The following is a 14,545-nucleotide window of genomic DNA, read 5'->3' as shown; positions in this document are numbered from 1 at the left end:
TGATTCAGTATGAATATTATTCGATACGTTTGAATCAAATTTTTATTGCTTTTAGGTTTGGACAGGCTGCGGCTTCTGCTAAACGAGCCGTCAATATTATTTTTTAATTTATAATTATCATTATAAATCAATGTATTAGATAAATATATTAAATTAAATTGTATATAAAACAGGCGTGACTTCAATACCGGCAATCAAAATGTGGGCTTTATTGGCTGCTGGTTTGCTCGGTCTGCAATGATGCAGATCAATTTTGTCTTAAAATAGGGAATACCCTGATTTCGACATGGCAGGCGGTGCCCGCGCCGGTTATCTCATTCGATGTTTTGGGCCTGTTCGCGCATTTGCTCGATCAGCAATTTCAAATCGATGGCGGCCTGGGTCACACTGATCGACGCGGCCTTGGATCCCAGTGTGTTGGCCTCGCGGTTCATTTCCTGAAACAGAAAATCCAGCCGTTTTCCATGCCCGCTTCCATGCCTGCGACCCGATGCCGGGATAAGATCCCCCAGCAGCTCGTGCAGCTCCTGCACGTGGGACGCGAGGCGGGTCAGCTCTTCGGCCACGTCGCTGCGCAAGCTGAACAGGCTGGCTTCCTGGGTAATGCGCGCCGAGAGTTCGGGGCCGCCGATCTGGCCCAGCCCCTCGGGGCAGGCCTGCATCAGGGCATCGCGCAGGCGCTGGGCGATTTTTTCCTGGTGCTGCTGCACCAGGGTAGGCATATGGGTTTCCACGTCGGCTATCAGAGCCTGCATCTGGGCAGCCAGCTGCAACATGGCGTTGGCCAGGCGCGCGCCTTCCCGCTCGCGGTGCTCGGCAAGCTGCCGCAGGGCATTGGTGCAGGCCTGTTCACACAGCGCCAGCAGGGCTTCGGGCTGCTCGCCCCGCAGAGATCCCGGCATGCGCGGCAGCTCGTGGAACGCTGGAGGCTGAATCTCGGGCATGACCTCGCGGGCCTGCGCCAACTGCTCGGCCAGTGCCTGCAACGCCTGCAGGTCGATCGGCTGGCGCGCCGCGTCGTCGTCCGTGTCGAGCTGCATGCGCAGCTCGATCTTGCCACGTAGGACATGTTCTGCAATCAGCTCGCGCACACGCGTTTCGGCAAACCGCAAATCTTCGGGCAAACGCAGGGAAACGTCCAGGAAACGGTTGTTCACGCTGCGGATTTCGACGGACAGGGTGGTCTGGCCTGCCTTGGCCTGGGCATTGCCGAAGGCGGTCATGCTGCGGATCATGAAATGGCCTCGTCCTGTAACTGTAATTCTCTACAATGTACGGTATTGTAGTTTGTCTGAAGAGTCCCATCCCCATGTCATCTCCGTCATCGCCTGTGCCACCGGTGGTCGCCTGCGTCCGTCGTGGCGGGCGCACCGCAGACCAGCTGCGGGCGCTCGAATTCATTACCGGGTTTACCCAGCACGCCGAAGGCTCGGTTCTGGTGCGCATGGGCGCGACCCATGTTCTGTGCAACGCCAGCGTCCTGGAGCGGGTGCCGGCATTCCTCAAAGGCCGCGGGCAGGGCTGGGTGACCGCCGAATACGGCATGCTGCCCAGGGCGACGCATGAACGCAGCGACCGGGAAGCCGCGCGTGGGCGGCAGGGGGGGCGTACACAAGAGATCCAGCGCCTGATCGGCCGCAGCCTGCGGGCCGTGTTTGATCTGCAGGCCCTGGGCGAGCGCACCCTGCAACTCGACTGCGATGTCCTGCAGGCAGATGGCGGTACGCGGTGCGCCAGCATCACCGGGGCCTGGCTGGCGGCGGCGCTGGCAGTCAGGGGCCTGCAGGCCGCGGGCCGGTTGCCAGGTGAGCCCTTGCGCGGCCAGGTGGCCGCCGTGTCGGTCGGCCTGGTACAAGGCCAGGTGCTGCTGGACTTGGACTACGCCGAAGACTCGGCCTGCCACACGGACATGAATGTGGTCATGGCCCGGCCCGCAGCGGCTGACGCCGAGTCGCACCCGGACTTCGTCGAAGTGCAGGGCACGGGCGAAGGGGGCAGTTTCACGCGTAGACAGCTCGATGCGCTGCTCGATACGGCCGCCGGGGGCATCACGGCTCTCTTTTCAGCCCAGCGCCGGGCGCTGGAGCGCGCATGAACCTCAATCCGGATCTTGACGCGCGGTCGTCCGCCAGGCCAACCAAAACCGGCGCGCATGCAAGCGATCCCAGTGCAAGCGGCCAGGAAGGCCGGCGCGTCGTATTGGCGTCCGGTAACCCCGGCAAGCTGGCCGAATTTTCAACCATTCTGTGCGCCGCGGGCCTGCATATCGTGCCGCAATCCAGTCTGGGGGTCGAAGAAACGGCAGAACCTTACGGCACGTTTCTGGAAAATGCGCTGGCCAAGGCCCGCCATGCCAGCCGCCAGACCAGCCTGCCCGCATTGGCCGACGATTCGGGCCTATGCGTGCCGGCCCTCGGGGGCGCGCCCGGCGTTCATTCGGCGCGCTACGCGGCCCTGCACGGGGGGCTGCGCGGCGACGCGGCCAATAACGATCGGCTGTTGGCCGATATGCGCGGTCGGCCCGATCGGCGTGCATTTTATGTCGCCGTGCTGGTCTATCTGCGCCGTGCCGATGATCCCTTGCCACTGGTCGCCCAGGGCCTCTGGCCTGGCCTGTTGCTGGAGGCGCCCCGCGGCAGCCATGGTTTTGGCTATGACCCGCTATTCCATCTGCCGGACCTGGGGAAAACGGCGGCCGAGCTGCCTGCCGCCCTGAAGAACCAGCACAGCCATCGCGCCCAGGCCCTGACGGGCTTGCTGCAGCAATTGCGGGCTGAATCCGAATTCTATTCATGAGTCTTGCATGAAACGCCTGATTCCCGTTCCCATGCCCGATGATGACAAGCCGGACGGCCGCCCCGGCGTGCGGGGTCGCCCCGGGCTGGTCGCTTTGCCGCCATTGTCCGTCTACATCCACGTTCCCTGGTGTGTGCACAAATGTCCGTATTGTGATTTCAATTCGCACGAATTCCAGGGCAACCTGCCGGAATCGCGTTACCTGGAGGCGCTCGAGGCCGACCTGGAGCAGGCGGTACCCGATGTCTGGGGGCGCCAGGTATCGACGGTGTTTTTCGGTGGAGGCACACCCAGCCTGCTGTCCGCACAGGCCATCGACCAAGTCCTGGGTCTGCTGCGCGCCTATCTGAATCTGCCGCCGGATTGCGAAATCACCCTCGAGGCCAATCCCGGAACCGCCGAGTCCGGGCGCTTTTCAGGGTACGCGCGAGCCGGTGTCAACCGGATTTCCCTGGGGATCCAGTCTTTCAACGACGACATGTTGCGCCGCCTGGGCCGTATCCACGATGCGGCCCAGGCGCGCGCGGCCATCGACATCGCCCGCCAGGCTGTTCCCAGGGTCAACCTCGACCTGATGTTCGCGCTGCCGCAGCAGACGCTGGCCCAGTGCGAGGCCGATATTCGCGAAGCATTGTCCTTCGAGACCGGTCATTTGTCGCTTTACCACCTCACACTCGAGCCCAATACGGTGTTTGGCAAATATCCGCCGCCGGTGCCCGCCGACGAACTGGCCGCGACCATGCAGGATCGCGTCGCCGAGCTGGCGGGCCTGGCGGGCTACGACCGCTACGAAGTATCCGCCTATGCCAAACCCCATGAAGAATGCCAGCACAACTTGAACTACTGGTGTTTTGGCGACTATCTGGGCCTGGGCCCCGGCGCGCATTCAAAACTGTCGTTCCAGAACCGGATCACTCGCCAGGCGCGCGCGCGCATGCCGGAAGCCTGGATGCGGCGCGCGCTGCTGCGCGACGGCTCGCACGTGGTCGAGCGGCGCGAACTCAGCGCGGCCGATCTGGGTTTCGAGTTCATGCTCAATGCGCTGCGCCTGAGGCAGGGCGTCGACGGCGGGCTGTTCATCGAACGGACGGGGCTTTCGCTGATGTCCATCCTGCCCACCATGCAGCGCGCCGTGGCGCGGGGTCTGCTCGAACCCGGGTTGGGCAGGATCCAGGCCACCGAGCGCGGCTGGCAATTTCTCAACGAGCTGCAGATGGCGTTCCTGCCCTGATTGCGGCCCAGAGAATTGTTCGCCGGCAGGCGATAAAATAGACCGTTTTGCGGTTCATGGTTTGCCGATGCCTGGCATGGCCTGCCGCCATCCCGCCGGAGCCCGCCCCCATGTCTACGCCCGAACACGTCATTCACCTGATCGCCGAACACGAGGTCCGCTTCGTCGACCTGCGTTTCACCGACATGCTGGGCCGCGAACACCATCTCACCATTCCGGCCAGTCAGATGGATGAAGACCGCATGGAATCGGGCATCGCGTTTGACGGTTCGTCGCTGCCCGGCTGGAAAGGCATCGAAGCCTCGGACATGAATCTCATGCCCGACGCAGGGACCGCCCGGCTGGATCCATTTCGTGACGAAATCACCCTCATTCTCACCTGCGACGTCGTCGAACCGGCAGACCTGAAAGGCTATGATCGCGATCCGCGCTCCCTGGCGCGTCGCGCCGAAGCCTATCTCAAGTCCAGTGGCCTGGGCGATACGGCTTATTTCGGCCCGGAGCCCGAGTTTTTCGTGTTCGACGGCATCAGCTGGCAGGCCGACATGTCCGGGTGTTTCGTGCGTATCCATTCAGACGAGGCCGCGTGGTCCAATGCGCACGAATCCAACGGTGGCAACTCGGGCTACCGGCCGGCGGTCAAGGGCGGTTATGTGCCCGTGCCGCCCATGGATTCTTTTGCCGACCTGCGCGCTGAAATGTGTCTCCTGATAGAACAGATGGGGGTGCCGGTCGAGATCCATCACCACGAGGTCGGCCACGCCGGCCAACTGGAGATCGGCACGCGCTTTGCCACCCTGGTCCAGCGGGCCGACTGGACGCAGGTCATGAAATACGTCATCCGCAACGTGGCGCACTCATACGGCAAGACCGCCACATTCATGCCCAAGCCCATCAAAGGGGACAACGGTTCGGGCATGCACGTGCATCAATCGATCTGGAAAGACGGCCAGAACCTGTTCTCGGGCAGCGGCTACGGCGGCCTGTCCGAATTCGCGCTGTATTACATCGGCGGCATCATCCACCATGCCCGCGCCCTGAATGCGCTCACCAACCCAGGGACGAATTCTTACAAGCGCCTGGTGCCGCACTACGAAGCGCCCGTCAAACTGGCCTATTCGGCGCGCAACCGCTCGGCCTCGATCCGCATCCCGTACGTCTCCAATCCCAAGGCCCGCCGCGTCGAGGCCCGTTTCCCGGACCCGCTGGCCAACCCCTATCTGGCCTTTTCGGCGCTGATGATGGCGGGGCTCGATGGCGTGCAGAACAAGATTCATCCGGGCGACCCGGCCGACAAGAACCTGTATGACCTGCCGCCCGAGGAAGACGCAAAAATCCCCACGGTCTGCGTGTCGCTCGAGCAGGCGCTCGAGGCGCTCGATCAGGACCGCGAATTCCTGGTGCGTGGCGGGGTGTTCAGCAACGATTTGATCGATACCTGGCTGGATCTGAAAGAACGCGAACTCGATCGCTTGCGCATGACCCCCCATCCGGTCGAGTTCGACCTGTATTACACCCTTTGAGGATACTGCCATGGCTGCTTTTCGTACCGAGGAAGTACTCAGCGTGCATCACTGGAACGACACGCTTTTCTCGTTCACCACCACCCGCGATCCGGGCCTGCGGTTCAACAACGGCCATTTCGTGATGCTCGGCCTGGAGGTCGATGGCAAACCCTTGCTCAGAGCCTACAGTATTGCCAGCGCCAATCACCAGGAAAATCTGGAGTTCTTCAGCATCAAAGTACCCAATGGGCCACTGACGTCGCGTCTGCAGCACCTGAAGCCCGGCGATCGGGTGCTGATCAGTCGCAAGCCCGTCGGGACCCTGGTGGTCGACGACCTCAAGCCGGGGCGCAACCTGTATCTGTTTGCCACGGGCACGGGCCTGGCGCCGTTCCTGAGCATCATCCAGGATCCAGACGTCTATGACCGGTTCGAGCACGTGGTGCTGATGCACGGGGTCCGCTTCATCAGCGAACTGGCTTATACCGATCTCATCCAGAAGCAGTTGCCCGAAGACGAATACCTAGGCGAGATGGTACGTGAAAAACTGATCTATTATCCGACGGTCACGCGCGAGCCGTACAAGAACGAGGGGCGGCTCACCACCCTGGTAGAAAGCGGGCAGCTGTTTGCGGATATCGGCCTGCCGCCTCTGGATCCCGCCCTGGACCGGGCCATGGTCTGCGGCAGCCCAGCCATGCTGGCCGATATTCGGGCCATGCTGGATGCGCGTGGCTTCGTGGTGTCCACCGGCGTAGGGGAACCGGGCGATTACGTGTTCGAGCGCGCTTTCGCTGAACGCTGACCCCATGGCTTTAATTCTTTGCTATGGGTCGTTAAACTCTGATAGTTGAACAATTCTGGCGGATCTTTATGACCAAACACATCATCCATACCGACAGCGCGCCTGCTGCCGTGGGCCCTTACTCGCAAGGGGTCGCTACACCCGCCGGCAGCCGGCTGATTTTCCTGTCCGGCCAGATCGGCCTCGAGCCCGGCACCGGCGAGCTGGTCTCCGAAAATTTCGAGGGCCAGGTGCGGCAATCGTTCGCCAACCTGCAGGCGGTGGTCGAAGCAGCTGGAGGCTCGCTCGAAAACATCCTCAAACTGACCCTCTTCCTCACCGACCTGAGCAAGTTCGCCAGCGCCAATGCCATCATGGCCGAGCTCATTCCGCAACCCTATCCTGCGCGCTCCACGCTTGGCGTGGCCAGCCTGCCCAAGGGGGCCCAGTTCGAGGTCGAGGCCATCCTGGCCCTCTGACTCGCCCCGCCGCCTTGGTCCAGGCTCGCGGCCAGCGTCCAGCGACGCGTTCGGCCGGCGCTCCAGGCAACCGTCAGGCCCGGCTGTTCGAGCGTCTGGGCTTGCGCACCCCCGCGGATTTCGTCACGCATCTGCCGCTGCGCTACGAGGACGACACCACGATCACGCCGATCTCCCGGGCCGAGATCGGCGCATACGGCGTCTTCGAGGGCGAGGTCCTGGCCTGTCATCAGCATTCCGCGCCACGGCGCGAGCTGCAGGCCTTGCTGGCGGATGCCACGGGGCGGCTGAATCTGCGCTGGGTGCACGTCTATCCGGGTCTGCAAACGCGGATGGCGCAGGGGCGACGGGTCCGGGTGCGGGGCGAAGTCAGGCAGGGCTTCAATGGGCTCGAAATCATGCATCCCCGGGTCTCCGACCCCGATACCCGGCTGCCGGATACGCTGACGCCCGTCTATCCTACGACCCAGGGCCTGTCACAGGCCAGTCTGCGCAAGGCGATCAATCAGGCGCTGGACGCTGCCGACCTGTCGGACACCCTGCCGGCACCGGTGCTCGAGCGCCATCGCCTGGCCGCCTTCGAACCCAGCCTGCGGTTGCTGCACCACCCGGGCCGGGACGTCGACGCCCAGGCGTTGCAGGCCCGGACCCACCCGGCCTGGCGACGCATCAAGTTCGACGAGCTGCTGGCCCAGCAGCTGGCACTGGCCGATGCCCGGGCCGCGCGCCAGGCCTTGCGCGCCCAGCCGCTGGTGGCTTCCGGCACCTTGTGCCAACGTCTGCTCGAGCGGCTGCCATTCCAGCCAACCGGTGCCCAGCGCCGGGCGGCTGAACAGATCCGGCAGGATCTCCAGCGCCGCCACCCCATGCATCGTCTTCTGCAAGGGGATGTGGGCAGCGGCAAGACCCTGGTGGCCGCGCTGGCCTGCGCCCAGGCGATCGAGGCCGGCGCCCAGGTGGCCGTCATGGCGCCCACCGAAATACTCGCCGAGCAACTGCACCGCAAGCTGCACGAATGGCTGGAACCCCTTGGCGTGCCACCGGCCTGGCTCAGTGGCAGCGTGCCAGCCGCCCAACGACGGCACAGCCTCGAGGCCGTGGCGTCCGGGCAGACCCGCCTGCTCGTGGGCACCCAGGCTTTGATCCAGGAAAAAGTGCGCTATCGGAATCTCGGCCTGGTGATCAGCGATGAGCAGCACCGCTTCGGGGTGGGACAGCGTCTCGCCCTGAGTACCAAAGGGGCGGCCGATGGTGTGCTTCCCCATCAATTGAGCATGAGCGCCACGCCCATTCCACGGACCCTCGCAATGGCATTTTTCGCCGACATGGACGTTTCCGTACTCGATGAGATGCCGCCGGGACGCCAGCCGGTTCGCACGCGCCTGTTCGATGACCGGCGCCGCGCGCAGATCGTCGAGCACGTCGGCGCGGCCTTGCGCGGGGGCGCCCAGGCGTACTGGGTATGCCCGCTGGTCGAGGAGAGCGAAGCCCTGCAGTTGCAAACGGCCGTCGATACCCATGCGCAACTCGAAGTGGCCTTGCCGGACCTGCGGGTGGGCCTCATGCACGGACGCCTGCCGGCCGCCGAAAAAACCGAAGTCATGGAGGCCTTTCGGGCCGGCCTGCTGGATCTGCTGGTCAGCACGACGGTGATCGAAGTGGGGCTGGACGTACCCAATGCTTCGCTGATGGTGATCGAGCAGGCCGAGCGCTTCGGGCTGGCCCAACTGCACCAGTTGCGTGGGCGGGTTGGGCGGGGAACCCGTCCGTCGGCCTGCATCCTCCTGTATCACCCGCCCCTGTCGCAGATCGCGCGTGATCGTCTGCGCGCTTTGTATGAAACGACCGACGGTTTCGAGATTGCGCGCCGCGACCTGGCCTTGCGCGGGCCCGGAGAATTGCTGGGCGTGCGCCAATCCGGACAGGCCTTGCTGCGTTTTGCGGATCTCGAGGCCGATGAAACTTTGCTTGAACTGGCCCGAGATCTCGCAGTGTGCCTGCGCCGGGCCTATCCGCAGCACGCGCAGGCCCACCAGGAACGCTGGATGTCGGGCGTGTTGCAGTATTTGCGCGGCTGAAGCGCTGCCCGGTTGCCGGGTACGGCAAGTCGACGCTGCAGAATGGGTTTGAAGATATGACTTTGACCGAACTGAAATACATTGTGGCGGTGGCACGCGAACGTCATTTCGGGCGCGCCGCCGAAGCATGCTTTGTCAGCCAGCCCACGCTCTCGGTGGCGATACGCAAGCTCGAGGATGAGCTCGAGGTCGTCCTTTTCGAGCGCGGCGGGGCCGAGGTCGGCGTGACGCCGATCGGGCTGCGGGTGGTGGCCCAAGCCCAGAAAATATTGGAAGAAAGTGCCAATTTGCGCGAAATCGCGCGCCAAGGGCAGGATCCCCTGGTGGGGCCGCTGCGCGTGGGCGTGATCTACACTATCGGTCCGTATCTGCTGCCATGGCTGGTGCCCGAGCAGATTCGCCGCACGCCGCAGATGCCGCTGTTGTTGCAAGAGAACTATACGGCCCGCCTGCTCGAACTGCTGCGCCAGGGGGAGATCGACTGCGCGATCGTCGCCTTGCCCATCCCGGACAACGGCCTTGCGCAGTGCGAGCTCTATGATGAGCCGTTTTTCGTGGCGCTGCCGCACGAACATCCATGGGTGAGCAGGCCGCGCATACCGGCTGGGCAGCTGAAAGAAGAAACCATGCTTCTGCTGGGCACCGGGCACTGTTTTCGCGATCAGGTCCTCGAAGTCTGCCCCGAGCTGTCGCGATTCTCGGCGACCAGCGAAGGCATTCAACGGACTTTCGAAGGCTCGTCGCTGGAGACGATCCGGCACATGGTGGCGGCGGGCATTGGCATCACGGTGCTGCCGGCCAGCGCCCTGGGGGTGCAGGGGGCGGAAAGCAGCCTATTGCGTTTCGTGCCATTCGAGCCGCCCGTGCCTGATCGGCGCGTCGTGCTCGTGTGGCGTCGAAGCTATCCGCGTCTGGCCGCCATCGAGGCGTTGGTACAAGCCATACGAGGCTGCGGCATGCCGGGTATCGAACTGCTCGAAGGCGAGCCGGCCAGCGCGGCGGCCGAAGCCTGAGCCCCTGCTCGCCCGACGTTCCGCGCGCGCCGTCACACAGGGCATCCACCGACTTCAAGGCGTGCTATTCTGGGGCTGTCCGTCATTCCCACAAGGAGATCTCAATGGCCAAAACCAACAATCCATCCGCTCAGATCGCCCCGCCCAGCGGCCTGCCCATCGATATCGGGATTTCCGCAGAAGATCGCGCCGCCGTCGTGGCCGAGCTCTCCAAAACGCTGGCCGACACCTACACGCTGTACCTGATGACGCACAACTTCCACTGGAATGTCACGGGGCCCATGTTCAGCGCCTTGCATAACCTGTTCATGACGCAATACACCGAAATCTGGCAGGCGCTCGACGAAATCGCCGAACGCATTCGCGCGCTCGGGCACTATGCCCCAGGCACGTATGCCGAATACGCGCGGCTCAGTTCCATTGCCGAACCCACCTCGGTGCCCAACGCCCAGGGCATGCTGCAAATGCTGGTCGACGGCAACGAGGCCGTGGCCCGTACGGCCCGCAGTGCATTTCGCATGGCCGACGAAGTCAACGACCAGCCCACGGCCGATTTGCTCACGCAACGGCTCGACATCCACGAAAAGAACGCCTGGATGCTGCGCAGCATGTTGGCCTGACGCCATCTGCAGCGGCAGGCGCCCGGCTTCCGGGGGTAAACCCCCATCGAGGGCACTACCCGCGAAGCAGGGCCTTCGTGTATTCTTTTCGGGTCATTTACAGGAGGTCTTATGAACGTACGCTTTACGCCGATGGCAATCGCGCTGGGCCTGGCCACCGGCCTGATGCTTTCTTCCGCTGCGCAGGCCGACACCATCCGCATCGCTGTTGCCGGGCCTTATACCGGCGCACTGACCCAGTACGGCGACATGGTCAAAGAAGGGGTGGACACAGCCGTCGAGACCATCAATGCCGCAGGTGGCGTGCTGGGCAACCAGTTCGAGGTCGTCGTGATGGACGACGCCTGCGAACCCAAGCAGGGGCCCGTCGTGGCCAACCGGGTGGTCAATGAAAAAATCCACTATGTCGTCGGCCATGTGTGCTCCGGCGCCACCATTGCCGCCACGCCGGTGTACAACAACGAAGGGGTGGTCATGGTCACGCCCTCGGCCACTTCGCCGGCGGTCACCGATGGCAAGGGCTACGACACCATTTTCCGCACGATCGGCCGGGATGACCAGCAAGGTCCTGCCGCCGCCGACTTCATCAAGAACCGGGTCAAGCCCAAGGCGGTGGCTGTCCTGCACGACAAGCAGTCATACGGGCAAGGCATCGCCCAGGCCGTCAAGAATGATCTCGAAAAAGCCGGCATCGATGTCGTGCTGTTCGAAGGCATCAACGCCGGCGACAGCGATTATTCAGCGGTCATCACCAAGCTGAAGTCGTCGGGGGCGGATTTCGTCTATTACGGCGGCTATCACCCCGAAATGGGTCTGTTGTTGCGCCAGGGGGCCGAACAAGGCGTGCAGGCCAAGTTCATGGGGCCTGAAGGGGTGGGTAACCCAGACATCAATGCCATTGCCGGCCCGGCCGTCGAAGGCATGCTGGTCACCCTGCCGGCCGACTTCACCACGGATCCTGCCAACGCAGCGATCGTCAAAGCGTTCAAAGACAAGAACCGCGACCCGGGCGGCGCATTCCAGCTCACGGCATACGCAGCTGTCGATGCCATTGCCAACGGCATCAAAGGGGCCGGTCAGGACGATCCGGCCAAGGTGGCGGAATGGCTGCATGCCAATTCGGTCAAGACGCCGATCGGCGAGATTTCCTGGAACGACCAGGGTGACCTCGAATCCTTCAAGTTCGATGTCTTCACCTGGCACGCCGACGGCAGCAAGTCGGTCTTCGACTGACCCTGGCATTGCCAGGTATCCGGGCGCATCGCGCCCGGATTTCGCGGTGCCCTTCGGGGCACCGCTTTTCAATTCACCAAAGTGCCACTTCTTTCATACAATACATCCATGAAAGAAGAATTCACTCTGGCCCTCGTCGGGGGCGGCAACATGGCCGGTGCGCTGGCCAGCGGCCTGATCGGGCGGCGTTGTGCGGCCAACCATGTGCACGTAATCGATCCCGTCGCGGCCACACGGGCGCACTGGCAGGGCATGGGCACTACGGTCGCTGCCGAACCCGATGCCCACCTGGCTGCAAGCCGTGTCTGGTTTTTTGCGGTCAAGCCACAAATCATGGCGCAGGTCGTCCAGCAATGCCGGCCCTGGCTGCAACCCGATACGCTGGTCATCAGCATTGCCGCGGGCATCCCGGCACAAGCGCTCTCCCAGTGGCTGGGGGCGCCCGAACGGCCCTTCACCCGTGTGGTGCGCTGCATGCCCAATACCCCCGCGCTGATCGCTGCGGGCATCACGGGCATGATGGCGCTCGCCGGTGTCGATACGGCAGATCGCCAGTTGGCAGAAGACCTGCTGTCGGCCGTGGGGGAAATCCTGTGGGTGGCCGATGACGCCGCCATCGATGCCGTCACGGCGGTCTCTGGCAGTGGTCCAGCCTACGTGTTTCTGTTTCTCGAGGCGCTGATCGCTGCGGGCATCCAGCAGGGCCTGTCGGCCGAGCAGGCCCGCATGCTGGCATTGGCCACCTTCAATGGCGCGACGCAGCTGGCCAGCCTGTCGCCCGATTCCCCAGCCGTGCTGCGCGAGCGCGTGACCTCTCCCGGGGGGACGACGGCCGCCGCCCTGGAAGTCTTCCAGGCCCATGATCAGGCCGCCATCATTCATCAGGCGGTGGCCGCCGCTGCGCGCCGCGCGCGCGAACTTGCCGGGCAATACGCCTCATGACGCATTTTTCCGCCATGTCCACGCGCCAGTTCGGGGTCGCGTTTGCCTGCATGGTCGCCATCGTCGTGGGTTCCAACATCCTGGTCCAGTACCCGATCAACCCCTGGCTCACCTGGGGGGCCATCACCTATCCCGTGTCATTTCTCGTCACCGACGTACTCAACCGGCGGTTTGGCCCGCGCGCTGCACGGCGCGTGGTCTATGGCGGGTTCGCGGCGGCGCTGGTCGCCTCGGTCTGGCTGGCCAGCCCGCGCATTGCCCTGGCGTCGGGCAGTGCTTTCCTGATTGCCCAACTCACCGACATCACCATCTTCGACCGTTTACGCCACCAGCGCTGGTGGCGCGCGCCCTTCATCGGTGGCGCCATCGCCGCCGTATTCGATACCGTCGCCTTTTTTGCCATCGCATTTGCCGGTACCGACGTTCCCTGGACGACGCTTCTCGTGGGTGACCTGGCTGTCAAGTTGCTGGTGAATCTGCTCATGTTGGCGCCATTCAGGGCGCTGATGTGGAACCTCGCGCGGCCGGCCAGCTGAAGGCCGGCCAGCTGAAATAAGGGAATTACCGAAGTGACAGTGTGCCGCTAAAGCCTTCAGAATACGCCTGCCGCTCAGGGCGGAAAGCAATCACACAGGCTTGGTGCCCCTGGCCATTTCCCTAAAAGGGTCCTCGTTCAGCCAGCGGCGCCTCTACCGGAGACTACCGAATGAAGCTTACATTGCGCATCACCCCCATACTGCTTGCTTTTGGCGCCATGTCGCTGGCTGCGGGCGTTCAGGCCGACACGCTCAAGATCGGCATCCCGCAACCCATGACAGGCCCCAACACCCAATATGGCGACCAGATCCAGGCAGGCGCGCTGACGGCCATCGATGCCATGAACGAGGCGGGCGGCATCCAGGGCATGCAGATCGAACCCCTGCTCATCGATGATGGCTGTGAACCCAAGCAGGCGGTACCAGCGGCCAACCGTGTGGTCAACGCCGGCGCCCAGTTTGCCGTGGCGCACGCTTGCTCGGGTACCACGGTACCTGCCGTCAACGTCTACGAGCAGGAAGGCATTGTGGCCATCACCCCGGGCGCCACGTCGCCGCTCGTCACCGATACGATCAAGCCGCATTACTTCTTCCGTACCATTGGCCGCGACGATCAGCAAGGCCCTTTTGCCGGCCAGTACATCATCGACCAGCTCAAGCCGCAAAAAGTGGCCATCCTGCACGACAAGCAAACCTACGGCTCGGGGGTGGCGACGCAGGTGCAGAAAACCCTCGAAAAAGGCGGCGTGAACATCGCCATGTTCGAAGGGATCAACGTGGGCGACAGCGATTATTCTGCCGTCATCTCCAAGCTCAAGGCATTGGGTCCCGATCTGGTCTATTTCGGCGGCTATCACCCGGAACTCGGCCTGCTGTTGCGCCAGGCCCGGGAACAAGGCCTGGATGTCCAATTCATGGGCCCCGAAGGGGTGGCCAACAAAGACCTGGTGGCGCTTGCCGGGCCGGCGATCGACAAGCTCCTGACCACGCTGCCGGCCGACTTCACCAAACGTGAAGGCAACGAAGCGGTGCTCGAGCAGTTCAAGAAATACAATCGCAGCCCTGATGGCGCATTCACCATGACGGCGTATGCGGCCATGCAGATACTGGCCGATGCCATCAATGCCGTTGGCGCGGATCCAGCCAAGGTGGCCGACTACATGCACGAACACAGTTTCGATACGGTCATCGGCAAGGTCGACTACGATGCCAAAGGAGACCTCAAACAGTTCGAATTCGCCGTGTTCCAATGGGACGCCGACGGCAACATGACCCAGATCCAGCCCTGACGGGCTCGGTCAGCCCCGGCACGCGCCGGGGCTTCTTCC

14 protein-coding genes are annotated in these 14,545 nt (G+C 63.3%); 13 read left to right on the top strand and 1 reads right to left on the bottom strand.

Annotated features, from left to right (window positions below; translation table 11 throughout):
• Window positions 1-314 precede the first annotated feature (314 nt).
• A complete protein-coding gene (locus WCZ84_RS04225; protein WP_372685012.1) occupies window positions 315-1,235 on the bottom strand; it encodes a YicC/YloC family endoribonuclease in 921 nt (306 codons plus the stop codon).
• Between the two features lie 74 nt (window positions 1,236-1,309).
• On the opposite strand from WCZ84_RS04225, the gene rph reads away from it, so the two are divergent.
• The 13 genes from rph (at window position 1,310) to WCZ84_RS04160 (ending at window position 14,506) form a co-directional block, all read left to right on the top strand.
• Window positions 1,310-2,095: a ribonuclease PH gene (rph, locus tag WCZ84_RS04220; RefSeq protein WP_372685011.1), complete on the top strand. Its 786-nt coding sequence runs from the start codon at window positions 1,310-1,312 to the stop codon at window positions 2,093-2,095.
• Window positions 2,092-2,796, top strand: a complete 705-nt coding sequence (rdgB, locus tag WCZ84_RS04215) for an RdgB/HAM1 family non-canonical purine NTP pyrophosphatase (RefSeq protein ID WP_372685010.1) — start codon at window positions 2,092-2,094, stop codon at window positions 2,794-2,796. The genes rph and rdgB overlap by 4 nt, the downstream gene beginning before the upstream one ends.
• A 31-nt stretch (window positions 2,797-2,827) precedes the next feature.
• A complete protein-coding gene (hemW, locus tag WCZ84_RS04210; RefSeq protein WP_372685029.1) occupies window positions 2,828-4,027 on the top strand; it encodes a radical SAM family heme chaperone HemW in 1,200 nt (399 codons plus the stop codon).
• A gap of 110 nt (window positions 4,028-4,137) precedes the next feature.
• Complete coding sequence (gene glnA / locus WCZ84_RS04205) at window positions 4,138-5,550, top strand: type I glutamate--ammonia ligase (RefSeq protein ID WP_372685009.1); 1,413 nt, start codon at window positions 4,138-4,140, stop codon at window positions 5,548-5,550.
• Between the two features lie 10 nt (window positions 5,551-5,560).
• Entirely contained in the window at window positions 5,561-6,337 is a 777-nt protein-coding gene (locus tag WCZ84_RS04200; RefSeq protein ID WP_372685008.1) for a ferredoxin--NADP reductase, read from the top strand.
• A 68-nt stretch (window positions 6,338-6,405) separates the two neighbouring features.
• The gene (locus tag WCZ84_RS04195; RefSeq protein WP_372685007.1) at window positions 6,406-6,795 is read left to right on the top strand and encodes a Rid family detoxifying hydrolase; all 390 of its coding nucleotides are present in this window, start codon (window positions 6,406-6,408) and stop codon (window positions 6,793-6,795) included.
• Between the two features lie 101 nt (window positions 6,796-6,896).
• Window positions 6,897-8,873 (top strand): ATP-dependent DNA helicase RecG, encoded by a 1,977-nt coding sequence (gene recG / locus WCZ84_RS04190; RefSeq protein ID WP_372685028.1) that lies wholly within the window; start codon window positions 6,897-6,899, stop codon window positions 8,871-8,873.
• Window positions 8,874-8,929: 56 nt separating this feature from the next.
• Window positions 8,930-9,886, top strand: a complete 957-nt coding sequence (locus WCZ84_RS04185) for a LysR substrate-binding domain-containing protein (RefSeq protein ID WP_372685006.1) — start codon at window positions 8,930-8,932, stop codon at window positions 9,884-9,886.
• Window positions 9,887-9,990: 104 nt separating this feature from the next.
• A complete protein-coding gene (locus WCZ84_RS04180; protein ID WP_372685005.1) occupies window positions 9,991-10,506 on the top strand; it encodes a Dps family protein in 516 nt (171 codons plus the stop codon).
• A gap of 111 nt (window positions 10,507-10,617) precedes the next feature.
• Window positions 10,618-11,739 carry a branched-chain amino acid ABC transporter substrate-binding protein gene (locus WCZ84_RS04175; RefSeq protein WP_372685004.1) on the top strand — a complete coding sequence of 374 codons (1,122 nt, stop codon included), beginning with the start codon at window positions 10,618-10,620 and terminating at the stop codon, window positions 11,737-11,739.
• A 108-nt stretch (window positions 11,740-11,847) separates the two neighbouring features.
• Window positions 11,848-12,681 (top strand): pyrroline-5-carboxylate reductase, encoded by an 834-nt coding sequence (gene proC, locus WCZ84_RS04170; protein ID WP_372685003.1) that lies wholly within the window; start codon window positions 11,848-11,850, stop codon window positions 12,679-12,681.
• The gene (locus WCZ84_RS04165) at window positions 12,678-13,217 is read left to right on the top strand and encodes a VUT family protein (RefSeq protein ID WP_372685002.1); all 540 of its coding nucleotides are present in this window, start codon (window positions 12,678-12,680) and stop codon (window positions 13,215-13,217) included. Before proC ends, WCZ84_RS04165 begins: the two co-directional genes overlap by 4 nt.
• A 170-nt stretch (window positions 13,218-13,387) precedes the next feature.
• Window positions 13,388-14,506, top strand: a complete 1,119-nt coding sequence (locus WCZ84_RS04160; protein ID WP_372685001.1) for a high-affinity branched-chain amino acid ABC transporter substrate-binding protein — start codon at window positions 13,388-13,390, stop codon at window positions 14,504-14,506.
• The last annotated feature ends 39 nt before the right edge of the window (window positions 14,507-14,545 follow it).

The sequence above is a fragment of the Castellaniella sp. genome, assembly GCF_041675725.1.
Classification (GTDB): Bacteria; Pseudomonadota; Gammaproteobacteria; order Burkholderiales; family Burkholderiaceae_B; genus Castellaniella.
Note: the sequence above shows the minus strand (reverse complement) of the source record. Positions and strands in the feature narration are given on the sequence as shown.

Excerpts from the sequence above, each read along its gene's own strand:
- WCZ84_RS04225 (WP_372685012.1), bottom strand. The coding sequence starts at position 1,235 with ATGATCCGCAGCATGACCGCCTTCGGCAATGCCCAGGCCAAGGCAGGC.
- rph (WP_372685011.1), top strand. The coding sequence starts at position 1,310 with ATGTCATCTCCGTCATCGCCTGTGCCACCGGTGGTCGCCTGCGTCCGT.
- rdgB (WP_372685010.1), top strand. The coding sequence starts at position 2,092 with ATGAACCTCAATCCGGATCTTGACGCGCGGTCGTCCGCCAGGCCAACC.
- hemW (WP_372685029.1), top strand. The coding sequence starts at position 2,828 with ATGCCCGATGATGACAAGCCGGACGGCCGCCCCGGCGTGCGGGGTCGC.
- glnA (WP_372685009.1), top strand. The coding sequence starts at position 4,138 with ATGTCTACGCCCGAACACGTCATTCACCTGATCGCCGAACACGAGGTC.
- WCZ84_RS04200 (WP_372685008.1), top strand. The coding sequence starts at position 5,561 with ATGGCTGCTTTTCGTACCGAGGAAGTACTCAGCGTGCATCACTGGAAC.
- WCZ84_RS04195 (WP_372685007.1), top strand. The coding sequence starts at position 6,406 with ATGACCAAACACATCATCCATACCGACAGCGCGCCTGCTGCCGTGGGC.
- WCZ84_RS04185 (WP_372685006.1), top strand. The coding sequence starts at position 8,930 with ATGACTTTGACCGAACTGAAATACATTGTGGCGGTGGCACGCGAACGT.
- WCZ84_RS04180 (WP_372685005.1), top strand. The coding sequence starts at position 9,991 with ATGGCCAAAACCAACAATCCATCCGCTCAGATCGCCCCGCCCAGCGGC.
- WCZ84_RS04175 (WP_372685004.1), top strand. The coding sequence starts at position 10,618 with ATGAACGTACGCTTTACGCCGATGGCAATCGCGCTGGGCCTGGCCACC.
- proC (WP_372685003.1), top strand. The coding sequence starts at position 11,848 with ATGAAAGAAGAATTCACTCTGGCCCTCGTCGGGGGCGGCAACATGGCC.
- WCZ84_RS04165 (WP_372685002.1), top strand. The coding sequence starts at position 12,678 with ATGACGCATTTTTCCGCCATGTCCACGCGCCAGTTCGGGGTCGCGTTT.
- WCZ84_RS04160 (WP_372685001.1), top strand. The coding sequence starts at position 13,388 with ATGAAGCTTACATTGCGCATCACCCCCATACTGCTTGCTTTTGGCGCC.